This window comes from Marinobacter sp. R17 (genome assembly GCF_003789045.1).
Lineage (GTDB): Bacteria > Pseudomonadota > Gammaproteobacteria > Pseudomonadales > Oleiphilaceae > Marinobacter_A > Marinobacter_A mangrovi.
Genome location: NZ_RHGZ01000013.1, coordinates 91,100 through 114,624, shown reverse-complemented (window position 1 = coordinate 114,624; position 23,525 = coordinate 91,100). Strand labels below are relative to the sequence as shown.

23 protein-coding genes and 1 tRNA gene are annotated in these 23,525 nt (G+C 61.2%); 7 read left to right on the top strand and 17 right to left on the bottom strand.

Translation table 11 applies throughout. The features are described 5' to 3' along the window. Window positions 1-7: 7 nt before the first annotated feature. The 4 genes from mdoH to EB809_RS11265 form a co-directional block, all read right to left on the bottom strand. On the bottom strand, window positions 8-2,134 hold the full coding sequence (gene mdoH, locus EB809_RS11280; protein WP_123634920.1) for a glucans biosynthesis glucosyltransferase MdoH: 2,127 nt from the start codon (window positions 2,132-2,134) through the stop codon (window positions 8-10). Beyond that, complete coding sequence (locus EB809_RS11275) at window positions 2,127-2,384, bottom strand: hypothetical protein (protein ID WP_123634919.1); 258 nt, start codon at window positions 2,382-2,384, stop codon at window positions 2,127-2,129. The genes mdoH and EB809_RS11275 overlap by 8 nt, the downstream gene beginning before the upstream one ends. A gap of 21 nt (window positions 2,385-2,405) precedes the next feature. Beyond that, window positions 2,406-3,950, bottom strand: coding sequence for a glucan biosynthesis protein G (locus EB809_RS11270; protein ID WP_123634918.1), 1,545 nt, complete (start codon window positions 3,948-3,950; stop codon window positions 2,406-2,408). A 385-nt stretch (window positions 3,951-4,335) separates the two neighbouring features. Beyond that, window positions 4,336-6,060 (bottom strand): ShlB/FhaC/HecB family hemolysin secretion/activation protein, encoded by a 1,725-nt coding sequence (locus tag EB809_RS11265; RefSeq protein ID WP_123634917.1) that lies wholly within the window; start codon window positions 6,058-6,060, stop codon window positions 4,336-4,338. An 800-nt stretch (window positions 6,061-6,860) separates the two neighbouring features. On the opposite strand from EB809_RS11265, the gene galU reads away from it, so the two are divergent. Beyond that, on the top strand, window positions 6,861-7,700 hold the full coding sequence (gene galU, locus EB809_RS11260; RefSeq protein WP_123634916.1) for a UTP--glucose-1-phosphate uridylyltransferase GalU: 840 nt from the start codon (window positions 6,861-6,863) through the stop codon (window positions 7,698-7,700). A gap of 9 nt (window positions 7,701-7,709) precedes the next feature. Here galU and EB809_RS11255 read toward each other — a convergent pair whose 3' ends face one another. After that, a complete protein-coding gene (locus EB809_RS11255) occupies window positions 7,710-8,123 on the bottom strand; it encodes a helix-turn-helix domain-containing protein (RefSeq protein WP_123634915.1) in 414 nt (137 codons plus the stop codon). Then, the gene (locus EB809_RS11250; RefSeq protein ID WP_123634914.1) at window positions 8,123-8,926 is read right to left on the bottom strand and encodes an enoyl-CoA hydratase-related protein; all 804 of its coding nucleotides are present in this window, start codon (window positions 8,924-8,926) and stop codon (window positions 8,123-8,125) included. The genes EB809_RS11255 and EB809_RS11250 overlap by 1 nt, the downstream gene beginning before the upstream one ends. 189 nt (window positions 8,927-9,115) lie before the next feature. Between EB809_RS11250 and EB809_RS11245 the strand changes: the two genes are divergently transcribed. Together EB809_RS11245 and EB809_RS11240 are read left to right on the top strand one after the other, a co-directional pair. After that, window positions 9,116-9,907, top strand: coding sequence for a creatininase family protein (locus EB809_RS11245; RefSeq protein ID WP_123634913.1), 792 nt, complete (start codon window positions 9,116-9,118; stop codon window positions 9,905-9,907). Window positions 9,908-9,982: 75 nt separating this feature from the next. Then, window positions 9,983-10,819: a RibD family protein gene (locus tag EB809_RS11240; RefSeq protein ID WP_123634912.1), complete on the top strand. Its 837-nt coding sequence runs from the start codon at window positions 9,983-9,985 to the stop codon at window positions 10,817-10,819. Here the strand turns inward: EB809_RS11240 and EB809_RS11235 are convergent. The 5 genes from EB809_RS11235 to EB809_RS11215 are packed head-to-tail and all read right to left on the bottom strand — an operon-like array spanning window position 10,800 to window position 15,083. After that, window positions 10,800-11,711, bottom strand: a complete 912-nt coding sequence (locus EB809_RS11235) for a YbhN family protein (protein WP_123634911.1) — start codon at window positions 11,709-11,711, stop codon at window positions 10,800-10,802. The genes EB809_RS11240 and EB809_RS11235 overlap by 20 nt on opposite strands. A gap of 1 nt (window position 11,712) precedes the next feature. After that, a complete protein-coding gene (locus EB809_RS11230; protein WP_123634910.1) occupies window positions 11,713-12,564 on the bottom strand; it encodes a class I SAM-dependent methyltransferase in 852 nt (283 codons plus the stop codon). Window positions 12,565-12,567: 3 nt separating this feature from the next. Beyond that, entirely contained in the window at window positions 12,568-13,650 is a 1,083-nt protein-coding gene (locus tag EB809_RS11225; protein WP_123634909.1) for a glycosyltransferase family 4 protein, read from the bottom strand. A 4-nt stretch (window positions 13,651-13,654) separates the two neighbouring features. Beyond that, window positions 13,655-14,053, bottom strand: a complete 399-nt coding sequence (locus tag EB809_RS11220; RefSeq protein WP_123634908.1) for a 6-pyruvoyl trahydropterin synthase family protein — start codon at window positions 14,051-14,053, stop codon at window positions 13,655-13,657. 28 nt (window positions 14,054-14,081) lie between these two features. Beyond that, the gene (locus EB809_RS11215; protein WP_123634907.1) at window positions 14,082-15,083 is read right to left on the bottom strand and encodes a zinc-dependent alcohol dehydrogenase; all 1,002 of its coding nucleotides are present in this window, start codon (window positions 15,081-15,083) and stop codon (window positions 14,082-14,084) included. A 102-nt stretch (window positions 15,084-15,185) separates the two neighbouring features. Here EB809_RS11215 and EB809_RS11210 point away from each other — a divergent pair, with 102 nt between their 5' ends. From EB809_RS11210 to EB809_RS11200, 3 genes are all read left to right on the top strand, one after another. After that, the gene (locus tag EB809_RS11210; RefSeq protein WP_223807919.1) at window positions 15,186-15,947 is read left to right on the top strand and encodes a CDP-alcohol phosphatidyltransferase family protein; all 762 of its coding nucleotides are present in this window, start codon (window positions 15,186-15,188) and stop codon (window positions 15,945-15,947) included. Then, window positions 15,944-16,546, top strand: coding sequence for a YceI family protein (locus tag EB809_RS11205; RefSeq protein WP_123634906.1), 603 nt, complete (start codon window positions 15,944-15,946; stop codon window positions 16,544-16,546). The genes EB809_RS11210 and EB809_RS11205 overlap by 4 nt, the downstream gene beginning before the upstream one ends. A 133-nt stretch (window positions 16,547-16,679) precedes the next feature. Further along, complete coding sequence (locus tag EB809_RS11200) at window positions 16,680-17,615, top strand: DMT family transporter (RefSeq protein ID WP_123634905.1); 936 nt, start codon at window positions 16,680-16,682, stop codon at window positions 17,613-17,615. A gap of 302 nt (window positions 17,616-17,917) precedes the next feature. Here the strand turns inward: EB809_RS11200 and EB809_RS11195 are convergent. The 6 genes from EB809_RS11195 to dapA form a co-directional block, all read right to left on the bottom strand. Continuing rightward, window positions 17,918-17,994, bottom strand: a tRNA-Val gene (locus EB809_RS11195). A gap of 89 nt (window positions 17,995-18,083) precedes the next feature. Next, window positions 18,084-19,091 (bottom strand): NAD-dependent epimerase, encoded by a 1,008-nt coding sequence (locus EB809_RS11190; RefSeq protein WP_123634904.1) that lies wholly within the window; start codon window positions 19,089-19,091, stop codon window positions 18,084-18,086. Between the two features lie 242 nt (window positions 19,092-19,333). Beyond that, the gene (locus tag EB809_RS11185; RefSeq protein WP_123634903.1) at window positions 19,334-20,071 is read right to left on the bottom strand and encodes a TIGR04219 family outer membrane beta-barrel protein; all 738 of its coding nucleotides are present in this window, start codon (window positions 20,069-20,071) and stop codon (window positions 19,334-19,336) included. 76 nt (window positions 20,072-20,147) lie between these two features. After that, a complete protein-coding gene (purC, locus tag EB809_RS11180) occupies window positions 20,148-20,861 on the bottom strand; it encodes a phosphoribosylaminoimidazolesuccinocarboxamide synthase (protein WP_123634902.1) in 714 nt (237 codons plus the stop codon). Between the two features lie 55 nt (window positions 20,862-20,916). Next, the gene (gene bamC, locus EB809_RS11175; protein WP_123634901.1) at window positions 20,917-21,972 is read right to left on the bottom strand and encodes an outer membrane protein assembly factor BamC; all 1,056 of its coding nucleotides are present in this window, start codon (window positions 21,970-21,972) and stop codon (window positions 20,917-20,919) included. Window positions 21,973-22,025: 53 nt separating this feature from the next. Continuing rightward, window positions 22,026-22,901 carry a 4-hydroxy-tetrahydrodipicolinate synthase gene (gene dapA / locus EB809_RS11170; RefSeq protein WP_123634900.1) on the bottom strand — a complete coding sequence of 292 codons (876 nt, stop codon included), beginning with the start codon at window positions 22,899-22,901 and terminating at the stop codon, window positions 22,026-22,028. Window positions 22,902-23,032: 131 nt separating this feature from the next. Here dapA and EB809_RS11165 point away from each other — a divergent pair, with 131 nt between their 5' ends. Beyond that, entirely contained in the window at window positions 23,033-23,503 is a 471-nt protein-coding gene (locus EB809_RS11165) for a peroxiredoxin (protein WP_123634899.1), read from the top strand. The last annotated feature ends 22 nt before the right edge of the window (window positions 23,504-23,525 follow it).

Sequence of the window (23,525 nt, the reverse complement as noted above, 5' to 3'; positions counted from 1 at the left end):
GCGCCGATCAGTCGCCCGCGGCGAGCTTATCGATACGACTGCCCCAGTAGCTGTCAGGGCGGGCGCGCCAGGCCTCGTGGTGCAATGCAGCCAGGGATTCCTGATCCCGGCACAGGTGACTCAGTTCACTCCGGGTCAGGCCTTCGGGGCCTTCCCGCACACAACGCTGCACCAGATTGGCCAGTACCTCCGCCCGCACACGGCGGCGGTGGCGGCCGGCGAGCGCCTGGTGCATCTGGTTCAGCCGCGGCCGCAGGACCGCTTCCTCAAAGTTTGTCAGTGGTGATTCCTCGGGTTCGGCCTCGCGACTGATCTCGGCGTCGTCAAGCAGCGGACTGGGATTGATCTCCTCGGGAATCAGCAGCAGGCGGCGGCGATGCAACCGTTCACCGATGCTCACGCGGCTCAGGTAAACACAGGTCGGTGCCGCCAAAACCAGCGGGATCGCTACGGGCAAGGACCAGAGGAAAAACAGCGGGTCCAGACTCCAGGCGAACGCCGACCAGGAGGCGCCGACGATCAGGCCCGGCAGTTGGGTCACGATGGCCTGCCGCCAGGTGGTTTCCTCCGTCCGGTTCTGCCCCGCCCAGCTGAGTGAGAAGTTCATGAAGGCCCCGAGCACATAGCGGCTGTGAGCGAGCATGCGAACCGGCGCCAGCAATACGGAGATGACGATCTCAATCAGCACGCTGACGAACAGACGCCCAAAGCCACCGAAAAACTTCGACTTGCGGTGAATCAGCGCATCGAGGATGGCCAGGAACTTGGGAATAAACAGCAACGCCATGGTGCTCAGTGCCAGCCCCAGCGCCCACTCCGGTCGCCATTCCGGCCACAGGGGAAACAGCCCCTGGTGGCCTTCGGGGAAGTAGTCGATGGGCGACAACGCCATCTGTGCTGCCTCGACGGTGGTCAGGATCAGGAACGCCAGCCACAGGGGCGACGCGCAATACGCCATGATCCCGTTCATGAAGGCCATGCGGTGGGCGAACCGCAGCTTGCGGCCGAACAGCATGATCCACAGGTGCTGGATATTGCCCTTGGACCAGCGTTCATCCCGGGTCAACTCATCGGACAGCGTGGGCGGCGATTCCTCGTAACTCTCACCCAGCTCAGGCTCCAGCCAGACTTCATAGCCGGCCCGGCCCATGTAGGCCGCCTCGACAAAATCGTGGCTGAGAATCGGGCCGCCAAAGATACCAAAGCCCGGCAGCTTCCTGAGGCCACAATGCTCCATGAACGCATCGACCCTCAGGATCGCATTGTGCCCCCAGAAGGCGGCGTCGCCCATCTGGATGGCCGCCAGCCCGGTGGCGAACAGCGGCGAATACACCCGGTTGGCGAACTGCTGCATCCGGGCGAACAGGGACTGCCCGTTGATCAGCGTCGGGTTGGTCTGCAGGATGCCGCATTGCGGCTCGCGCTCCATCAGCTGGACCATGCGCACCAGCGTCTGGCCGCTGACCAGACTGTCCGCATCCAGTACCACCATGTATTTGGAGCGGCGTCCCCAGCGGCGCAGATAATCCGCGACATTGCCGCTCTTATAGTTCAGGTTCACGGTCCGGCGCCGGTAGAACATCCGGCCTTCGGCACCCAGTTCCTCGGCCATGCGCTGCCAGGTGGCCTGCTCTTCCAGCCAGACGTTCGGATCCCGGCTGTCGGAGAGAATGTAGAATTCAAAATTCTCGATCTGGCCGGCCCGCTCAATGTCCTGATAGACCGCCTTCAAGCCGCTCAGTGTGCGGTGCACGGGCTCATGGTAGATCGGCATGATTACCGCGGTTTTGCCCAACGGCGTCTGGTCCAGCTCTTCCGCGGAATGGCGGTGCATCAAAGAACGCCGATCCCCGCCGAACAGGCGTAGCACAAAGCCCAGCATTGCCGTCCAGAAACCCACGGCAATCCAGGAATACAGCAGCGCAAACAGAATCAGCAGCCCCAGCTCGACGCCGGTACCGCCGTGGTAAGGCAGGACCCACAGCAGGTAATAACAGGCCACGGTGGTCTGCCCCAGAACAAACAGGATCAGCAGGCTGCGCCGGATAAAGGCGATGCCCCGCCAACGGTAGCGTTTGGAGGCTTTCGCCGGGATGGCGTCTTGGGTGGTTCGCTCCTGGAGCGCTTCAGACATTGGTATGGTATCCGATACTGCCGCGCATCAGCGGCGGGCTTTGCATGGGGATGGCCAGGGGTGGCAGGTCGAAGTATTCGGGAATCATGTCCATGGCCCGGGCCATGACCTCGTGGCTTCCCGCCTCGGCCAATGCCCGGTCCACCAACTGCAGCGCCTTGCGGCAGTTTTCCGACGTAATCTCCACGCCGCAGCCCCGCAGGTAGGCAATCAATCGATCCAGGGCTTGCTGACAGACCGCTCGTTTCATCGCTCGTCCTCCCTGTTGGCCTTATTCCTTGGGCGCCCGCAGATCCGAGCCGACCGGCAATTGGTAGGTCCAGGTCTCGGTGAGCGGCTTACCCTCGAGGCTCAGGAAGCCACGCAGGGTCATATCCGCATCCGGATCAGGCCGCACCAGCATGGACAGCCGCCAGGCGTCGGTGGGTTCGTTGTACTCGACGAAATGCTCGACCACCTTGACGTGGTCACCGCCGGATACCTGGCTGACCACTGGCGCATCAGGCTTCAGGCCGTCAAGCTCGCCGCCCTTGAAATCCACGATCAGTCGATAGGCCCCTTCGACATTGCCGCCACCAATCCGGTTGCCCTCGCCGACAAACGTCTGCGTAGCGTGGGCCGTGGGCTGCTTGGCAATGGACGGGGCGCCAAAGCTGAGGGTGTATTGCAGGGTTCGCTCATCGCCGGCCTTGACCTGGCCATCCGGCTGCCAGAAGGTGACGATGTTGTCGTTCACCTCGGAGCGGGTCGGAATCTCCACCAGGACCACGTGCCCCTTTCCCCAGTCGCCTTTGGTCTCCACCCAGGCACTGGGTCGCTTGTCGTAGCGGGCTTCCAGATCTTCGAACTGATCGAACTGCGTATCCCGCTGCATCAAACCAAAGCCTTTGAGATCTTCCGCCTGGAGGTAGCTCATTCGCAACTTGCGCGGATTCAGCAGCGGGCGCCACAGCCACTCGCCAGTGCCGCCATCGTGGATCAGGAGGCCATCGGAATCGTGGACCTGTGGCCGCCACTCACCCACCGGACGTACGGTATTCTTGCCGTAATAGAACATGGAGGTCAGCGGGGCGAGTCCGAGCAGCTCAACCTTGTCCCGGAAAAACAGCCGGGCGGTCACATCGACCTGCGTGCTGGCTCCGGGATGAATATCAAAGCGGTAGGCGCCGGTCAGGCTGGGGCCGTCCAGCAGCGCGTAAACGCGCATGGTGTCGCTGCCTCCGGCGGGCCGTTCGAGCCAGAATTCCACAAAGCTGGGCACCTCTTCACCGGAAGGCAGCCCGGTGTTGATGGCAATCCCCCGAGCCGACAACCCGAACCGGTTGTCGCGCCCCAGCCCACGGAAATAACTGGCGCCACCAAAGACCATGAACTGCTCCTGGTCGGTTTCCTTGTGCATCGGGAACGTCAGGCGGAAACCGGCATAGCCCAGGTCCGCGGGAACGCGCTTGGCAAACGCGTCGTTCGGATAGGTGAAGTTGGCCTTGTCGAAGTTGATGGGCTCGACGCCCTCGCTGTCCACTTCATGCAGTGTGACGGCGTGAGAATAGTAGCTGCCCGGCGGGAACATGCGCACCTGGAAGCGGGAGCGGCCTTCCCGCCAGAGACCGGCCTCGGGCTTGAAGCGAACCGCCTGGTAATCGCTGTAGCTCAGATCCCGCAGGAACTGGGGGGCCGATGCAGGGGCCTCATAGGGCTTTCCGGCACGTGCTTTCGCCATCTGTTCCACATCTTCAAGCCCGAAGGCACTGGCCACGTTGGCGGCCAGGAGCATCGCTGGGCCGAGCAGGAACATAAGCAATCGGGCTGAAAGCATGGACAATCCATCTCCGTCGTTTCAGAGGTTCAAAGGGGTGTCAGAAGCCGAGACGCCAACTCCATGACCTGTCCGGCGCGTGACGGGCTCCTGGGCAGCTTCTGTCGAGTGACGAAGACCGTCGCCCAGTGGGAGTCCCTGGTCGTTTCCGACGTACCAGAGTTTTTAATGTAACACTGTCAGTAGCTTATGCTTCAAGTGACATCTCTGTAAGACACGTCTCAGAACCGACACGCGCCAGCCCCGATTCATGGTCAGTATATGACCAATTCGAGCGTATCGTCAGAATATGTCGGAATGATGGGCAGACGCATAGACCGTCGGGTGACGGCCCATGGAGGCAGACAGGATAAGAACCGTGCGGCCCAAGCAGCGCTGCAATCCGCTAAAGGCCCATGGAAAGCGAGAGAGAAACGTCCGGCATATCAGGCTTGGTGGTCGCCAGACTGGACGCACCGAGCATCCGGCCCACACTCAAACCGGCCTGGAAGCCACGCCCCTGCATGCTGAGAGAGATCTCGGCGGCGCTGGCGGAACCATAGCGGTCGGCCTGCTCTGCCGTGTACGGCACCCAGCCCTGCAAGACCGAGAAGCGAAGACCCGAACGCATATACGGCATCAACGGCGTGTCGAAGCGCGGGCTACTGGCATCCAGGCGCAACCACCCGCCCTCGGCGGCACTCACGCTCTGGCCATTGAATCCGGAGATCATGGAGGCTCCGGCCACCGTCATGTACTCGGAATCCGGCAGATCGTTGGGCGAGAACTGGTAATGCCCGCTGACGCCCCACTGCCAGTCGAAGAAATCGCGCGAGAGGGCTGCGGACAGCGAATATTTGCGAAACGCATCATCCTCGTTGAAGTCCTCTTCCATGTCGTATTCCTTGCCGACCACTTCCAGGCCGCTGACGGCGGAAACCCGGGTTGTCGCCATCACGTCGTACCACAACTCATGGGAGGTACTGCCTTCCAGCGTGAACAGCGACTTCTGCCGGGAAGAGTCTTCCACCCACTCCCCGTCCTCGTAATAAGACGCGTCCTGCGCCGACAGGCTCATGATGCTGTCAAACTGCACGCCGTATAGAGAGAACAGCGAGCGGCGCCCGCTGACGTAGACATTGCGGCCTTCGCCGCTGGCATCGTATTTTCCGTCGTCACCCTGCACGGTACTGCGGTAGGAAAAATTATCCACATCAAAGCTGAGGCGACTCGCGCCCAGCGGAAAGGCATAGTGGAAAGAGAACGCTTCCGCCTCGTTCTCGATACGCTGGGACACCGACTCGTTGAAGTTGAGTCTGAGCGCATGGTTATCGCGAATGAGGTCGTCCGCTTCCAGGCCGATCTGACCGCTGCGCTGGTCCCGGGTAGATGCGGAATTCCCCGCCACCTGAAGGTGTGAGCCCAGCCAATGACGATGGACGTGCTGGAAGCGCACCGTCGGCGCTTTGGAGGCCTTCGATGTCGGCTCTGCGCCTTCCACCGGCGCCACGTTGGCCAGGCCGGAAGGACGACTCCAGCGCCCGAACGTGTACGACGGCAGCGTATCGGTTGCAACCAGCGCCGTGCCGCGCGGCGACGAAAAACGAGCGGCATGGGCCCGGGGCTGGGCGGACGCCCGACGCGTCTCACCCATCGCGGCATTGCGAAAGCGCAGCGTCAGGACATGATTCACAATGGGGCGTTCCGGCAGCCAGGCCACCGTGTCCTGCTCACCCTCCTGCTCCAGCACCTGGTTGATGCGATTGGCAAGTCCATTGAGGCGATCCGGATCCAGGCACTGGCGTGTCTCCGGCTGCACCAGCGCGTGAACGCGGGTGACGACCCGGCTGGACAACAGCCTCAATCCGGGCAGACGAACGGAATCGATGGGAACACAACGGCCGGACGGCCAGTCGGTTTGCAGTTGGGTTCGATCAGGCTTGGTCGCCGGACGGGACCGGGAGGTCAACCAGCCGCGGCCGTCCTGCTCCGATCCATTGGCAAAAGACGCACCGAGGGCGCTGCCCAGCTCATAGCCGGCACCCGGGTCTGGCTCGGCAAAACGCACCACGGCACCACCCTGGGTGCTGATGATGCAGCCGACAAATGCCAAAAGTGCCCAAAATCTCACAAACAAGCGTCCCCATCAGGCGCACGGAGGCACCCGACTATTTCGGTCAATGGAATTGAAGAAAATCGTTGTACCGAAGACCCCAGACGGCAACACTTGGGATGGTCCTGTTGCCCACGATGAACCCATCGCGAAACAACAAGCACGGTATGCGTTGGCAGTACCGACTATAGGCAAGATGCAGGTCACATACCAGCCCTTACTATCAAAAATTTACAAATTTAATTTTTAACGAAAAACAACAAGTTGTATCCAAGTTTGTATGTAGTTTCTGGAGATAGATTGCTGCCTTTTAGCCCCCTCGATCGCCACCTTTTTTACCCCCTCCATGGCGACCTGATACTGCCACAAGAGGCGTGTTTTCAATCGCTTGGCACAACGGTTTCAAAATCCGTCACGATGTCACGGGCACCATTCTGAAAATCAACCCGAATCCCGCCCCAACTCGGTGCACAACGCCATGACAAAACTTGTCGTATAACCGGACAGAAAAATGTAACCGGACCATCAGGGCGTTTGATGGATCGATAACACACGACAAGTGGCCCCTGCCGGAACTTGCCTGTCACCCGGAAAGCGCCGGATACTGGGGGTTGGCGGGCGATCTTTATCCGGCCGAGGCGCCAGAATTACGTCAAAGTGACGAAGTGGTAAGCGGGCATGTCTCCATTTGTCATATCAACTTGGTTACACTTGGCAAACTTTGTGCAAAACCTGAAATGTTCCGGAGACCTTTCCCCGGACGGGCCGTCGCCCGGTCATGGACAGGTTTGAATGAACCGCTAATAAGGACGATTCATATGATCAGGAAGTGCCTATTCCCCGTTGCCGGTTACGGTACCCGCTTTCTCCCGGCCACTAAGGCCATGCCCAAGGAGATTCTACCCATCGTCAACAAGCCGCTGGTGCAGTATGGCGTTGAGGAAGCAGCGGAAGCCGGCATCCATGAATTCGGTTTCGTGACCGGTCGCGGCAAGCGCGCCATCGAGGACCACTTCGACATCAGCTATGAGCTGGAGCACCAGATTGCCGGTTCAGGCAAGGAAAACCTGCTGACGTCCATTCGTGAGCTGATCGACAACAGCTCCTTCTCCTTTACCCGTCAGAACGAAATGAAAGGCCTGGGTCACGCGATCTGGACCGGTCGTAACCTGATGGGCGACAACCCGTTCGCCGTCGTCCTGGCGGACGACTTCTGCGTGGCCGAACCGGGGGATATCAGCGTGCTGGCGCAGATGGCCGAACTCTACAAGCAGTTCCGCTGCTCGATCGTGGCCATTGAGGAAGTGCCGGAAGACGAGACGCACAAATACGGTGTGATTGCGGGCGAGCCGATGAAGGACGGTCTGTATCGCATCACCGACATGGTCGAGAAGCCGGCTCCGGAAGACGCGCCGTCCAACCTGGCGATCATCGGTCGCTACATTCTCACGCCGGATATCTTCGAGATCATCGAGAACACCGAACCGGGCAAGAACGGCGAAGTCCAGATCACCGACGCCCTGCTCCACCAGGCCCAGAAAGGCTGCGTGCTGGCCTATAAATTCCGCGGCCGCCGCTTTGACTGCGGTAGCGTGGATGGCTTCGTTGACGCGACCAACTACGTCTACGAGAACATCTACAAGAACGGCAACGCATAAAGCGAGGATTCAGCCGAGCAGCTGAATCACCATGCGCCGGTTCTCCGCAGTGGTATTGCGGAACCGGCGCAGCATTTCCATCTCTTCTTCGGTCGGTTTGAGCCGTTCGATTTCCCGCTCCAGCTCTTCGAGCACCCGTCCCAGATCCGCATTGGAATCAAACGCCAGACCCGGCAGCTCCAACTGCCCCGCATCCGGTGCATCCTCGAAATCCAGCAGGGCTTCCAGGGGCGTTTCGGTTTTCAGACAGAGGTCCATCAGTTCGTCGATATCGGGAAAGGTCCGGGTTTTCGGGTTTTCGCTTTCCCAGCCGGCGACCCGGCGCTCATCGGCGTCACACAGGCGGGCGATGTCGGCAACCGACAGCTGTCTGGACTCCCGCAGCACCCGCAGGCGTCGATGAAAGGACGTCATATACCGCATCACCGATCTCCCCCTTCTCCCTCATGGTCCGGCCAATGCGGCGTGCGTCCCGCGTCGGCGGCCTGTATGCCTTCAATCTGTTCGGCGGTGCCCTGCAGCTCCACCATCCAGTCACGCTCGGCGGCAAAGCCGGTCTCCAGCGGACGCATCCGCGCATGCTCGATCAGTTGCTTGGTCGCCCGCACGGCCTGCGGTCCCTGACGGAACGACCGGCGCACCCAGTCTGAAGCCAGCTCACTCGCCTGCCCCGGCTCGCTAATGGCGTCGACCAGACCGATGGCCAGTGCCGTTTCGGCGTTAACGGTTTCGCCACACAGCAACAAACGCTTGGCCCAGACCTCGCCCACCAAGCGCGGCAACAACTGGCTACCACCACCGACCGGGACCAGACCATAGCGGGCCGGAACCATCGAAAGGCGCACCGAGGGCTCCGCAATTCTGAAGTCACAGCATAGCGCACATTCCAGCCCGGCGTCCGCGGCATCGCCGGTCAGTGCGGCGGCCGAAACCCCCGGGAAACGGCGCAGGGCGTTGAACGCCAGACCAAACTCGCGATTCACCCCGGCGCCGGCGGTCTTGCTGCCTTCATGGAACAAAGCAAGATCCACACCGTGGGAGAATGGCTGCCCCGGCTGGCCCTCGATGACGAGCCCCCGCACATCCTGGCGCCTATCCAAAGACTGCACATCACGGTAGAACGCATCGAGGCTGGCATCGCTCCAAAGCGCGTCAGTCGACTGCGGTAGCCGCATGTGGGCCAGTCCGTCGATCAGGGTCAGGTCTGTCAGAAAGGAATCGGACAAAGGCTACTCCTGCCGGAACGATCAAAGAGAAACAGGCCACCATTACACCTTATGGGTTCGCTCTCACGCAATCGCAAGACTGACCGAAAACGGTCATAAATCAATCGGTTCAATACGTCGCCCCAAGAGCATACGAAACCCTTCCAGCACACTATACTCCCTGTATCGCAGGACAAGGAGGCGACCGTCATGACTTATTCCACCCTGGATTGGCAGGCCCTCACCACGGTCGAGCTGAAAGAGCGCATCAGCAATGCCAGCATTGCGGTGCTACCGGTCGCGGCCATTGAGCAACACGGCCCTCACCTGCCGCTGGCCACGGACCGGATTATCGGCGAAGGCATCCTTCAAGCCGCCGTTAACGGCTTTGACGACGCCGAACTTCTGGTTCTGCCGACCCTGCCGATCGGCCTCAGCCTTGAGCACAGCGACTTCCCGGGGACACTCTCGCTGCGCCCGGACACGGCCATCGATGTGTTGGTGGATATCGGCCAATCCGTTGCCGCCAGCGGCATTCACCGGCTGGTCATCTTCAACAGCCACGGCGGTAACCGGCAGATTATTGACCTCGCGGCCCTCCAGCTGCGACAGCGCTTCGGGATGCTGGTGGTTAAGGCCAACTACTTCCGCTACCGCATTCCTGAGACCCTGATCGAGCCGGAAGAACTCCGCCGCGGCCTCCACGGCGGCGAGCTGGAAACCGCGATGATGCTGCACCTGGCTCCGGATCAGGTCCGGCAGGATCTGATTGACCACTTCCAGTCGCTTGAGGAAACCGGACTCGCCGGCAACCGTCATCTGACGCCAGAGGGCGACGCCGCTTTCGCCTGGATGGGCCAGGATCTGAACCCGGTCGGTGTCGTCGGACGCGCCAGCCGGGCAACCGCGGATCAGGGACGTCAGCTGGTGGCCCACTTTGCCGCCACGTTGGCCGACACGTTTCGAGAAACAGCCCGTTTCAATCTGCGGTTGCTGCGTTAACCGACAATCCGGCGGCAAACGCCACCGTATAATTATCCAGACCCCCAACATCCAAAGCACGGATCCAACAGACTTATGGCAGGACCATTACTGCAGGCTGCAGAGGCCTGGTGCCTGATTCGGCGACTGGCGCGATCAGACAAGACCGGCCCGTTCCCCGCAGACGCTCCGGAAGGGCCCGTCATCACCACGTTCGACGATGGATCATGGGAGTTACACCGACAACCGGCCGACGTGGAGGTCGCCGACCTGCTGGGCTCTTTGCTGCCCCTGTGCCACCCGGTAAACCGGTCGCTGGTGTATGCCCAGGTGGGCCAGAGCCTGGATGGGCGCATCGCGACCGTGACCGGCGCCTCCCACTACATCAACGGCTGCGACGGACTGGATCACCTGCACCGTTTGCGCGCCATTGCCGATATTGTGGTGGTGGGCGCCGGTACGGCGGACTCCGATAATCCGCAGCTCACCGTAAGACGGGTCGATGGTGATAATCCGGACCGTGCCGTGATCGATCCCCGGCGGCGAGTTTCGCCCGAACAAGTGGTCTTCGACCAGGCTGCCGCCCCGACGTTTCGTCTGGTAGGCGATGCGCCCTGCCAGGCCGATGAGATTCAGGTGACGGGCGAGTCCGGCTCGGTGACGCCGGCGGACATCATTCGTTGCCTGCAAGCCCGCGGCTATCGCCGGATTTTTATCGAAGGTGGCAGCCAGACGGTGTCGCAGTTCCTGCACGCCGGGTGCCTGGACCACCTGCACCTGATCGTTGCACCGATGATCATTGGCAGCGGCATTCCTGCATTACAGCTTCCCGAGATTGATGAACTGGACGGGGCGCTGCGGCCGGAGACGGTGCCGTTCCGTCTCGGCAGCGATTACCTGTTCGACATGCGGTTCAGGCAACCGCCCTTCTGATCGGCCACAACCACACAAGACCGGGCGCGCTCGCCACCAGGAACACCAGGCCATAGGCGACACTCAGGGCAAGTCCGTCCGCCGGGGAATAGCCCATCAGCCCCCAGAGAATGCCGGCCACGCTTTCGCGGACGCCCCAACCGGCGACGGTGATCGGCAGCACCATCGCCAACAGGAGCGCCAGTGCCCCGGGAATCAGCAACGATACGGGCATGCTCATCCCCAGATCCCGGGCCAGGATCAGGAACACGCCGACGTAGCAGAGGATAATCGGCAGCGAGACACCCAGTTGAACCAGCAGCACACGCGGCCTTAGCAGCGCAAAATGCAGCGCCGACAGGAAGGACCGGATGGCAAAGGCCAGGCGCGACCACAGGCACGCGACAAGCAGCCCGATCATCACCGCGGCCAAGACCAGCGACCAACCCGGCAGTTGGAGCCCTTCCATCATGCGGGCAACGACGTCCCCAGGCATCAGCCACCACCAGGCCAGAATCGCCAGCCCGGCCAGCACGATCTGGCCAGCCAACCGTTCGATCAGCACCGCATTCAGGGCCGACAGACTCTGCTGGGTACTGCGACCGTGACGCAGGGCACGATTGGCGTCCCCCAGCACACCCCCGGGCATCACCTGGTTGATGAAGCTGGCGAGGAAGTATTCCCGCACGGCCTCCGACCAGGGCAATGGCAAACCGAGCAAGCGCGCCGTATACCGCCAGCGTCCGGCGGACAGCACCACCTGCAATAGCGCCAGCGCCAGCACTGCGATAAGCCCCGATGCCGACAGCCGACCCAGCCGGGACAACACCTGCGCGCTGTCGAAGGCCAACAGCGCGGCCACAAGCACCGCCAGCGTCCAACCCCAGCGAAGCCAAACCGGCCAGCGGCGCATATCAGGCGTCGCTTCCGACGGTACCGGACCCCGGCGGCAAGGCCAGCAGATCCTGGTGACCCACCCGGATCCGGCTTTCACCGCGCCGAACCCGTTGCAGCCGCTGGTCCAGCCACGCCGATACGGAAGGTGCAGAGTCCGGCAACCATTCCCCGGCGGCCCGCGCCCAGCCGGTCAGCAGGTTGTCCTGCAACGCCGCCTGTGAGGCATCCAGTGACCAGACGGATGGCTCGTGAAAGACCGAAAAGCCGGCTTCCCGGAACAGCGATGCACAGACCGACCAGGCATCGGGACCCAGCGCCGGTCCGCCGCCCTTGTCCTGCCTTTGGTGGGCGTTGACCGCCTGAATCACCGCGTCGTCCTCCGCCAAGGCTGGCGTCAGGCTCACGTCGCCGCTATAGCTCAAGGTGATCAGACAGGCGGCGCCCCGCCTCGCGGCGAGCGAGACACATCGAGAGAGCCATTGTTCGGATACCAGATCCAGCAGGGCCGACGCCGTGATCAGCACCGCGCCTTCCGGAATCAGCGTGTCCAGAGAGCCAACCAGGTCACCCTCAAGTGTCTCCACGCTGGAAACACCGGGCAGGTCGCGGCAGCGCTCCGCGGCCAGCGTCAGCAGCCCGGCATCGTGATCCACCAGACACCACCGCTGACCGGCCGGCAGTCGCGGCGCGAGATAGCGGACGTTCGATCCACTGCCGCAGCCCAGATCGCACAGACGGAGGTTTGCGGCGTCGCGATCGACCAGCCAATCCGCGAGTCGTGCGGTCAGCGATTCGCTGCGGGCCGAATGGTCGGCCGCTTCACGGATAGAAAGCCATTCGCTGTCAAATACCGTCGAAGGATGCGGCACGACTTACTCCAACGCCCTGGATGGCGGGTCGCCGATCAGGTTCGCCATGGCGCCCTTGAATTGACCTGCAGCATCATCCCAAGACGGCAGCGCACGCCGCTCCGACGCCGCTCCGGCCACCAGTTGCTGGAGACGTCCAGGCATCGTCATCACCTGCCGGAGTGCCACCGCCAACGCATCCACGTCCCCCGGTGTCACCTTGATCGCCGCTTCACTGGATGCCGTGTGAGCCAACGCGCCGCCCGTCGTGGTAATGACCGGCAGGCCATAAGCCATCGCCTCGGTGATGACCATACCGTAGCCCTCGTACCAGGACGGCAAGACAAAGACATCCGCAGAGCGGTAGGCCTGATCGAGCCCCTCATCGTCCAGCTCTCCCACACAATGCACCCGATCACCCAGACCGGCCTCGTCGATCTGGCGACGCAGGCTGGTCACATAATCCGGGTGACGATCCAGGGAACCGGCCAGCGAGCATTGCCAATCCAGATCCACGCACTGCGTCAGGGCCGAGACCAGCAGATCCTGGCCCTTGCGGGGCCCCAACGTGGCCACACACAGGAAACGGAACGGATCTCCCGGCTGCAGCGGGCTGTCCGGTGCCGTTTGCGACGGCGGTGCGACCCCCGGAATGACCACCTCGATTCGCGATGGCGGCACGTCGTAGACGTTAAGACGCTCTGCGGTAAACGGGCTCGTTACGATGACGCGCTCGATCGCCTGGAGCGCCGCCTTCTCCGTAGCAAAGTAATGCGCCTGCCCGGCCTCATCCAGCCCGGTTTCATCCGCCAGCGGATGATGCACCAGGGCCATGACAGCCAGGCGCTCCAGGTGGCGGTTCGCCAGTGGCGGTAGGCCACACAGGGCAAGTCCGTCGATGACAACGCGGGTGCCATCCGGCAAGGCATCCAGCGCGCTGTCCATGGCATCGCACGCCCGGGCATCTCCATCCGGAAACGTACCCTCCAAACCCTGCAGGTGGACGCGGTCACCCCGGCGCCGCAATCCGTCAACAATACGGCGCACGTAGCCGTAGCCTCCGGTACGCTGACCGGGATCACCGGCGACCAGAAAGACAATGGCCATGGAATCAGAGGTCCTGTTCATAGCTGGCCCAGGCCACATGGGATTCGCCCAGTGTCACCCTGAGTCGTTTCAGCCCCTGGGCTTCGGCCCCCAGCGCACCGGACCGAATCCGCGCGGCCAGGCGCTGGTGGACCACTCGGGCCATGAATTCGGTGGTGGTGTTGTGTCCGCTGAATTCCTCGTGGTCGTCCAGGTTGCCCAGATTGAATTCCGCAACCACCTCACGCAGTTGCTCACCGGCCAATCCGATGTCCACCACCAGGTCGTCTGCATCCAGTTCGTCGCGATAGAAGGTGACGTCCACAACATAAGTCGCTCCATGCAGGGCCTGGGCCGGTCCGAAGCGTGGCGACCGGAAACTGTGGGCGATCATCATGTGATCGCGAACGGTCAGGCTGAACATAAGCAGGTTCCTTTCATCCATTCATCCATCAGTAGATCACCCGGTGGCACAGCACGCCGCTGTCCGCCGTCGTCACGGACGCCATCGCTGACGGCAGGTCCGTCAGACGGCACTCCGAATGGATCAGTACATCGAGTTCCGGCGCCTGCAGCAGCTTCAGCGCCAGCGCCATGCGCTCCCGGTGATTCCAGCGAGCACTTTGCACCGGCGCTATTCTGCCAACCTGGCTGGCGATCAGCGAGAGCCGTCGCGAATGGAAGGCGCTGCCCAGACTCAGCGGGACCGGCCGATCGCCATACCAGCTCATCTCAACAATACGCGCTTCGACGCCGGCCAGACCGAGAGCGGTTTCCAGGCCATCGGGATGACCGCTGGCGTGGATCACCAGATCGTAATCGTCACGTCCATCGCTTTCGGCGCGCCAGTGTACGCCCAGCTGCTCCAGGATCGCCGCCTTGTCGGGATCCGGATCGATGGCCAATACGCGGGTTCCCGGGATGCGCCGGGCCATCCACGCCACCAGGCAACCGACAACGCCGCACCCGATGACCGCCACACGATCGCCGACTCGCGGCGTCGCATCCCAAAGCGCATTGACAGCCGTTTCCATGTTGGCGGCAAGGACGGCTCGCTCCGGCGGCAGCCCTTCCGGCAGCGGCACAACCGCGGATTCGGGAACGCGGAAACAGGTCTGGTGAGGGAACAGCGAAAAAACCACACGGTTCTTCAGGGAAGACGGGCCTTCCAGCACACGTCCGACGTTGGCGTAGCCGTATTTGACCGGAAAAGGAAAGTCCCCTTCCTGGAACGGGCAGCGCATTCGCGCGTGTTCGGACTCAGGCACCCGGCCGTGGAAAACCAGGCTTTCCGTTCCCCGGCTGATGCCGCTGTAGAGCGTCTCGACAATCACGTCACCGGTTTCGGCCAACTGCTGACGGGAGACCTGCACCGGCCGCAATTCACCCCGCCGGTATCCGGTGACCCAGAATGCCCTACCCTGGTAATCCGGTCGTGCCCCTGTTTCTGCCATAGGATGTATCCTTAACGTCAATCCACCCCGCTCATAAAGGCGTAAACTGTGTTGAGATGCAAGGGATGGATTCCGTCATCCAACGTGAACGAGGGCCCCGATATGTCCCATCAGCTCGCTGCCCGGATGCGGTGGCGCGTGACCGCCGAACTGGGTGCCGCACTGTTCACCGTTATGCTGGTGGCCGGACTGCTGGGTCGCGCTCTGAGCCTGCCGAGCCTCTATCTGGCGTCGGCGTTTCTGACGGGCCTGGTGCTGGTCACGACGGTTGGAATCTGCTGGTCCAGGACGCCATCTGGACAACGCCCGCCGGACGACAGCACCCTCGGGCCCGCCAATTGGGTGACGCTCAGTCGAGGCACGCTGGTCTGCATTGCGGCGGCCTTTATACCGTTCTCGCACTATGCTGCCCAGCACGCCTGGATCATCGCCTGGATCAGCCTGATCGCCCTGATCATGGACGGTGTCGACGGCGCCACGGCACGCCGCACCCAGAGCGCCTCGGCTTTCGGTGCCCGCTTCGATATGGAGCTGGACGCGGCATTGATGCTGGTGCTCTGCGCGCTGCTGATCACACAGGGCAAAGTCGGCCCCTGGGTTCTGACCATCGGCCTGATGCGCTACCTGTTCGTCATTGCCGGTGGACTGATCCCTGGACTCCGCGCGCCGCTGCCCGAGAGTCGCCTTCGCAAGACCGTCTGCGTCTGGCAATTGGTCACGCTCATGGTCTGCCTGCTGCCCTGGGTGTCCCAAGGCTGGGCAGCGGGTCTGCTGACCATTGCCCTCACCCTGCTTGTCTATTCCTTCGGCCGAGACAGTATCTGGCTGCTTGCTTACCGCGATGCCAAGGAGACGTCCCGATGACACCTATGAGACATCTATTCGCTGCCCTGCTTTGCTTCGGGCTGTTCAACACATCGGCTGCAGCCGAGCCGATCAAGTACAAAATCGACCCGGACCACTTTTCCGTGCTGTTTGCGGTCAATCATCTGGGCTTCGACGACGTCCTCGGTTTCTTTCGGGAGGCCAACGGTGGATTTACCTATGACAAGGGCACCGGTGAACTGACGCAGGGCAAGGTGGTGATCAAGAGCAAGAGCGTCTTTACCAACCACAAGGAGCGGGACGAGCACCTGTGCAAAGCTGACTTTCTCAATTGCCGGAAATACCCGGACATCACCTTCCAGGTCACGCGGTTCGAGAAGAAGACAGCCACCACCGGTGTCTTGCATGGCAACCTGACGCTGCTGGGACAGACGCGCCCGGTCGCGCTGGATTTAACGCTGAACAAGGCCGGGGTCTATCCATTCGGCCACGAGAAGTTCACCCTGGGCTTCTCAGCGACCACCACGTTGCAGCGAAGCCAGTGGGGCATGGACTACGGCCTGAATCCCCTGATGGTCGGTGATGACGTCCGGTTACGGTTCGAGTTCGAAGCCTACGACGACAGCGGACTGTTCTGACCCGGCGCATTCCTCGCCTGTGGGCGGCGACCGATCGGCGCCGCCCACAGGCCAGCCTTTCCGATAGCGTGTGGTGAGAAGCGCCGTGATACACTGCGCGGCGTTTCAATAACCCACTCGGCTGTTTCACTGAATGAACCTTACTGACGCCAGAAAAGCCGATCTCCTGCTTGTCCTGGTTACCCTGCTCGCTGGAATCGGCTGGATTTTCTCGAAAGAGGCGGTCCTGCTGATGCCGCCGTTGCTGTTCATGGCCTGCCGCTTTCTACTGGCCGGCGCCATTCTCTGTATCGCCGGCCACCGTCAGATCGCCCGTTTGTCGTTGGAGCAGCTTCGGCGTGCCGTGGGCGTCGGGCTGGTGTTTGGTGTTGCCATGAGCTGCTGGATCAGCGGCCTGTTTCTCACGGAGAACGTGGGCGAAGGCGCCTTCCTCACCAGCCTCGGCGTCGTCTTTGTGCCGGTGATCGCGCGGGTCGTGTTCCGGGAAGCGCAACCGATGTCCACCTGGGTCGCCCTGCCCGTCGCGATTTCCGGGCTGGCGTTGCTGTCCCTGCGTAACGGTTTCCGTCCGGAGCCGGGCCAGGTGCTGTTTGTCCTGGCGGCCCTGATCTTTGCACTTTATTTCACGCTCAACACCCGTGCCGCGAACACCCGCATCGTTCAGCGCAGAACCGGCGGTGAACGTCGCAAGGAACGCGTGCCCGCCCTGGCCCTGACCGCCATCGCCCTGGTGACGGTCGGCGCGGTCACCCTGAGTCTGTCCGCGATCCGTGAGTCCTGGCTACCCACGGTCCATCACTTCAATCCGATGATCCTGGTCTGGGTCGGCCTCTCGGCCATCCTTGGCACGGCGGGGCGCTTCTTCGTTCAGACCTATGCGCAGAGTCTGTCGATCAACAGTCATGGGGTTGTGATTATGGTTCTGGAACCGGTCTGGGTCGCTATCTTTGCGGCGGGTTGGTTCGGCGAGATCATGTCTGGCATGCAGGCGGCCGGATGCTCGCTGATTTTCGGGGCGTTGCTGATCAATCGGTGGAGTGCGGTGAGGAAGTTGATTCTAAGGCGCTGACACCAAAGCTGCGGCCGAAGGCGACTGTAGGTTGGGCTGACGCAGGAAGCCCAACATTCCGAGGCGCACCGTAAATCAGCGAATGAACCGGACGGGACGCCAAGCTTCATCTATCACGCTTTGCCCGCTCAGGCGCCACGACGAAGAGGTGGTGTGATGCGGAAATTCCCGGGTAATCGCTGTTGGGCTTCCTGCGTCAGCCCAACCTACGGTCTTGGAGCAAAGATATGAACCGGCTTTCCCAAGACACAAAAAAGCCGCTTGGACATCATCCTAAGCGGCTCTTTCGTAACGGAATTCGTTGGTAGGACCAGGCAGATTCGAACTGCCGACCTCTACCATGTCAAGGTAGCGCTCTAACCAACTGAGCTATGGTCCTCCGTCAACGGGGACGAACTATACTGATCCGCTCCCCGGGGGTCAACTGGTTTTTTGAACCCGGCCGGCAAAAAATATTGCCGGTCGTTTTTACACCCCGTAGAACGACCGATACCAGTCCACAAAACGCGCGATCCCCTCTTCTACCGGCGTGTCCGGCTTATAACCCACGTCGTCGATCAAGGCCTGAACATCGGCGTAGGTGGCCGGTACATCACCCGGCTGCATTGGCAGCAGATTCTTCTCCGCCTTGCGGCCAATCCGTTCTTCGATGATCTCGATAAACCGGCTCAACTCCACCGGGTTGTTGCTGCCGATGTTGTAGATCCGATAAGGCGCGTTGCTGGTGCCGGGATCCGGGTTGGCACCGCTCCACTCGTCGTTCGGTTCCGCCACGTTGTCCAGGGTTCGGACGACGCCTTCGACGATATCGTCGATGTAGGTGAAGTCACGCTTGTGGTGGCCGTGATTGAACACATCGATGGGCTCACCGGCCAGGATCTTGCGGGTGAAGATGAACAACGCCATGTCCGGCCGGCCCCAGGGACCATAGACGGTAAAGAAACGCAGTCCGGTGGTCGGCAGACGGTACAGATGGCTGTAGGTGTGCGCCATCAATTCGTTGGCTTTCTTGGAGGCCGCGTACAGGCTCAACGGGTGGTCCACGTTATCGTGGACGGAGAACGGCATGGTCTCGTTGGCGCCGTAGACGGAGCTGCTGGAGGCGTAGACCAGATGCTTCACGTCGTTATGCCGGCAACCCTCCAGAATGTTCATGAAGCCCACCAGGTTGGCATCGACGTAGGCGTGCGGGTTTTCCAGGGAGTAACGCACACCCGCCTGGGCCGCCAGGTGGACAACTCGCTCCGGCTGGTAGTCCCGGAAGACGGCTTCCATGGCTTCCCGGTCGGCAACGTCCTTGCGAACTTCGGTAAAACCCTCGCGGCATGTCAGGCGTTCCAGGCGTGCTTCTTTCAGGCTGACGTCGTAATAGTCATTCACGTTATCCACGCCGATGACTTCATCGCCTCGGTCCAGGAGGCGGTGAGCCAGGTGCGAACCAATAAAACCTGCCGTGCCGGTGACCAGAATCTTCAAGTTAATCTCCCTGTCGGTAATCGGAAAACATGGATGGGATGGCGGGAGTCAGGCACGTGGCGACGTTCGACACATCCCTGTCCGCATAATCAGAACCCTGTCGGTACCTCGCCTACAGCTCGACGAATCAACTGGGCGTGGTCGGCTCCGATCAGGTCAGCCTGTTATAAAGCCTATTCTAACCATACCCATAAAAAAAGAGCGCCAGATGGCGCTCTTTTAATGCCGAATTCAGGCGCTGTTCAGAAATCCAGGCCAGCGCTGATGAACGGTCCACCCAGATCCACGTCCATGGCGTCATCGCCATCTTCATAGTCGATGCTCATTTTACGATACCCGGCCTGCAGGCGCAGCACGGACAGGTCGTATTGCGCGTAGGCCGAGCCGTCGAGCAGCGAGTCGCCGCCATAGCTGACGCCGTTACCCTCAACACCGACGGACAAACCGGTCAGCGGAAGATCAAAACGGGCGGCCGCATACAGCATGGGAACGACCGCGTCGATCTTGGTGCGCGTCGCGTTGCCGGCCACCGTGCGCTGTTCAACCTTCAGGTCGCCATCAAGCTTGCGCACGGTCAGGCCCGCATCCAGGTTGACCCAGTTATCCAGAAGCTCGTAATACATCGTCAAGTCAAGCTGGTCGATGTCCAGCTCGGAATGAACCGGTACGCCGGGAAGCAGATCACCAAAGCCATCGACCCCGACATTGCCGTTACCGCTCTGTTTGATCGCGGTGTAATTCACTCGAATGTTGGGAAGCACGGGAATCGGGTGTTCGAAAACCGCGGTCAGATTGACATTGTCGTCGCTGTCCAGATTCAGATCGTCGTCGACGTCAACTTCGTCACTGTTCTGGCTGGCGGTACCGGTCAGGTCGGAGTCCCAGTAGCTGACCTGGGCACCCACACCCACCACATCAGCCGCAGCCACGGAGCTAAAGCAGCCCAGGCCGCCCAGTAGTACGATGGCGGTTTTACGCATGTGTCACCTTCCTGTTCTTGATGTGTTGTGGGTGGATCAGGCCCGGCTGCCGATACCGGGCGACTACTCAGGGTCTTCAGTCGAACTGGATACCCAGCCGACGACCCACTTCCTCGTAGGCCTCAATCACTTCACCCAGGCCCTGACGGAAGCGGTCTTTGTCCATCTTCTTGCGGGTGTCCTTGTCCCAGATCCGACAGCCGTCGGGGCTGAACTCGTCACCCAGGACAATCTGACCGTCGGAACGGCCAAATTCCAGCTTGTAGTCCACCAGCAGCATGCCGGCATCGTCGAACAGTTTCTTGAGCACGTCGTTGACCTTGTAGGTCAGCGTTTTCATTTGCGCCAGATCGTCGGCGCCGGCCCAGCCGAAGGTTTCCGCCAGCGATTCGTTGATCATTGGATCGTGCAGCGCGTCGTCCTTCAGGAACAGTTCGAAGGTCGGCGGCTGCAGGGCCTGCCCTTCCTCGACACCGAGACGACGGCACAGGCTGCCGGCGGCGTAGTTCCGGACGACACATTCGACCGGAAACATGTCCAGCTTCTTCACGAGCGATTCCACCGGAGACAGGACTTTCTCGAAATGCGTCGGGATGCCGGCCGCTTCCAGCTTCTCCATAATGAAGGCGTTGAAACGGTTGTTGACCATCCCCTTGCGGGCCAGCTGTTCCTTCTTCTCACCATCGAAAGCCGAGGTGTCGTCGCGAAACAGCAGTACGAAGCGGTCGGGATCGTCGGTGCGGTAGACCGACTTGGCTTTACCTGAATAGAGCGCTTCGCGCTTTTCCATTTTCTTTCTCCGGTGTGCGCGGCGGCCCTGGGAGCCGCCGGATAGATTTTAACGATTAATAGAGATGCTCGAACAGGGTCGACAGCAAGCGGGCTGAACGATCGTCGCCGTTGTAATCCGGTGCGGTCTTCGTTCTCAGGTTCACCGCGTCGCCTTCCTTGCGGATGCTGACAAGATAGGTGTACTCCGGTTTGTCGGGATCTGCAAACCAGTTGAACCAGCCCGACTCCCGCTCGTCTTCCGTGCGGAAATCCACATAGAACTGACCGGCACTGCGGTCGATATCGACTACCGGAACCTGCGCCTCGGACAGCGAGCGGGTCACTTCAGACCAGGCCCGATCGAAACTCAAGTCCATCTCGATGTGGGGATCGCTGCTCTGGCCGGCGACCATCTTCACTTTCGGTGCGCTGGGAATATTGAGCGCTGCGCGGGAGTAGGACTTGGTGTCTTCCCGCTGTTTGAGGAAATCGCCCAGGTCAGACAGCAGCGTGCGCTCTTCTTTGGCATCGGAGGTTTCCGACGGCCACTGCAGCATGCCGTCCGGACGACCGTCGACCTTGCTCACGCGGAACTGGATCTCGGTGGTCTTGCGACGGACCCCCGGGGAAATCCGCGACTGCACCACAGTCAGTTTGTCGGGATTCTCATTGGTGATATCCAGCAGGTTGCGTGCGCGGGAACTGAAATCCGCCACTTCCGTCTGTAGCAGGCCAATCTGCGGGTTATCCCGCGCCACTCCGAGCCCGCGATCCGTCAGGTAGGACGACACCATCGGCCACACCCGCCCGGGGACTTCGTTGACCAGCAGCCAGATTTGTCCATTGAGTTCCTCGATCACGTAGTTCTGGTCGAGGATTTCGGACGTCATATCCGGCGGATTGGGGATTTCAAACTCACCGGTCGCCACCTGATCCCCGGTCTGGGTATCACGGATGGGATAGGCCGGCTGGATGTGCTCACGGGTTTGCCAGTCTGGCACTTTGACGCCTTTGCCGGTTGGCGCGTCGCGGTATTCATTGGAGCGGTCATGGATAATGCCGCAACCTGACAGCAGGCCCAGCATCAAGGCGCCTGCCATCAGGCGGGCCGGTCGGGTATCAGAACGCATCAAACGACTCCGGGACGAGCCGTCTGAGCCCGCCCCCACCTGTTTGGATTGATTCAAAGGACACCTGCGCTGGTCAGCGCCTCCTCGACCTCTGAGTGGAATTTCGGATCAAGGGGGGTCAGCGGCAAACGGATGCCTTCGCTGATCAGGCCCATGCGATGCAGAGCCCACTTAACAGGAATCGGGTTGGCTTCCAGGAAGAGCTTGCGATGCAGCGGCATCAGCTTCTCGTTGATTTGGGCCACCCGGTCCCGGTCCCCGGCAATGGCCGCTTCACACAGGTCAGCCATACCCCGCGGCGCCACGTTGGCGGTCACAGAGATGTTGCCCTTGCCGCCGGCCAGCATCAGGTCGGCTGCGGTCGCGTCGTCACCGGAATAGACCACCATACGACCCTCAACCCGCTGGATGAGTTCCTCACCGCGCGGAATATTACCGGTCGCGTCCTTGATGCCCACGATGTTGGGGATGTCGGCAAGGCGCTCGACGGTCTCGTTCATCATGTCGCAGGAGGTCCGGCCCGGTACGTTATAGAGGATCTGATCGACCGGTACGGCTTCGGCAATGGTCCGGAAATGACGATAAAGCCCTTCCTGGGTCGGCTTGTTGTAGTACGGCACAACGAGCAGGCAGGCGTCAGCGCCCAATTTGTGAGCCTCGGCCGTCAGTTCGATCGCTTCCCGCGTGGAGTTACCACCGGTGCCGGCAATCACTGCAATGCGACCATTCACCCGTTTGATAATATGGCCGATAACACGACAATGCTCATCCGGATCGAGGGTGGACGCCTCACCGGTCGTGCCGACGGCAACGATCCCGTGGGTGCCATTGTCCAGGTGGAAATCGACCAGGCGATCCAGCTCTTCCCAATGAATCTCTCCATCGGGGTGCATGGGGGTGGCCAGGGCGACGAGGCTACCAGTGATCATAATGACTCCGTTCGCGTAAAACGGTAATGGTAATTGCGGCTGACAACCGAAACAACCATTCTATATGACCGCCTGACAGACTTTTCATCGTAGAACCCATTGAACCATTCATTTCACAGCAAGGAGATGCCATGAGCACCGTAGAATTGAACCAACCGGTTCCGGATTTCACCCTGCCGGCCACCGGCGAGCAGGACATCAGCCTGTCTGATTTTCGCGGCAAGAAAAACGTTGTCATTTACTTCTACCCGAAGGACAGCACCCCGGGTTGCACCACCGAAGGCGGCGATTTCCGCGACCATCATGACGCCTTCGAGAAGGCGGACACGGTGATCTTCGGGGTCTCCCGTGACGGCATCAAGTCACACGAGAACTTCAAGGCCAAGCAGTCGTTCCCGTTCGAACTGCTCTCCGACAAGGACGAAACCGTGTGCAAACTGTTTGACGTCATCAAGCTCAAGAAGATGTACGGCAAGGAAAGCCTGGGCGTGGAACGCAGCACATTCCTGATCGACAAGGAAGGCGTCCTGCGCCAGGAGTGGCGCAAGGTGAAGGTGAAAGGGCACGTTGAAGAGGTCCTGGAGGCCGCGCAGGGACTTTAAGCCCTGAGCTGACGGCAGGCCA

Coding starts and splice junctions, on each gene's coding strand:
- galU (WP_123634916.1), top strand. CDS start 6,861: ATGATCAGGAAGTGCCTATTCCCCGTTGCCGGTTACGGTACCCGCTTT.
- EB809_RS11165 (WP_123634899.1), top strand. CDS start 23,033: ATGAGCACCGTAGAATTGAACCAACCGGTTCCGGATTTCACCCTGCCG.
- EB809_RS11210 (WP_223807919.1), top strand. CDS start 15,186: ATGTCCCATCAGCTCGCTGCCCGGATGCGGTGGCGCGTGACCGCCGAA.
- EB809_RS11220 (WP_123634908.1), bottom strand. CDS start 14,053: ATGTTCAGCCTGACCGTTCGCGATCACATGATGATCGCCCACAGTTTC.
- EB809_RS11245 (WP_123634913.1), top strand. CDS start 9,116: ATGACTTATTCCACCCTGGATTGGCAGGCCCTCACCACGGTCGAGCTG.
- EB809_RS11200 (WP_123634905.1), top strand. CDS start 16,680: ATGAACCTTACTGACGCCAGAAAAGCCGATCTCCTGCTTGTCCTGGTT.
- EB809_RS11185 (WP_123634903.1), bottom strand. CDS start 20,071: ATGCGTAAAACCGCCATCGTACTACTGGGCGGCCTGGGCTGCTTTAGC.
- purC (WP_123634902.1), bottom strand. CDS start 20,861: ATGGAAAAGCGCGAAGCGCTCTATTCAGGTAAAGCCAAGTCGGTCTAC.
- EB809_RS11235 (WP_123634911.1), bottom strand. CDS start 11,711: ATGCGCCGCTGGCCGGTTTGGCTTCGCTGGGGTTGGACGCTGGCGGTG.
- EB809_RS11205 (WP_123634906.1), top strand. CDS start 15,944: ATGACACCTATGAGACATCTATTCGCTGCCCTGCTTTGCTTCGGGCTG.
- EB809_RS11240 (WP_123634912.1), top strand. CDS start 9,983: ATGGCAGGACCATTACTGCAGGCTGCAGAGGCCTGGTGCCTGATTCGG.
- EB809_RS11275 (WP_123634919.1), bottom strand. CDS start 2,384: ATGAAACGAGCGGTCTGTCAGCAAGCCCTGGATCGATTGATTGCCTAC.
- EB809_RS11215 (WP_123634907.1), bottom strand. CDS start 15,083: ATGGCAGAAACAGGGGCACGACCGGATTACCAGGGTAGGGCATTCTGG.
- bamC (WP_123634901.1), bottom strand. CDS start 21,972: ATGCGTTCTGATACCCGACCGGCCCGCCTGATGGCAGGCGCCTTGATG.
- EB809_RS11255 (WP_123634915.1), bottom strand. CDS start 8,123: ATGCGGTATATGACGTCCTTTCATCGACGCCTGCGGGTGCTGCGGGAG.
- mdoH (WP_123634920.1), bottom strand. CDS start 2,134: ATGTCTGAAGCGCTCCAGGAGCGAACCACCCAAGACGCCATCCCGGCG.
- dapA (WP_123634900.1), bottom strand. CDS start 22,901: ATGATCACTGGTAGCCTCGTCGCCCTGGCCACCCCCATGCACCCCGAT.
- EB809_RS11270 (WP_123634918.1), bottom strand. CDS start 3,950: ATGCTTTCAGCCCGATTGCTTATGTTCCTGCTCGGCCCAGCGATGCTC.
- EB809_RS11225 (WP_123634909.1), bottom strand. CDS start 13,650: ATGGCCATTGTCTTTCTGGTCGCCGGTGATCCCGGTCAGCGTACCGGA.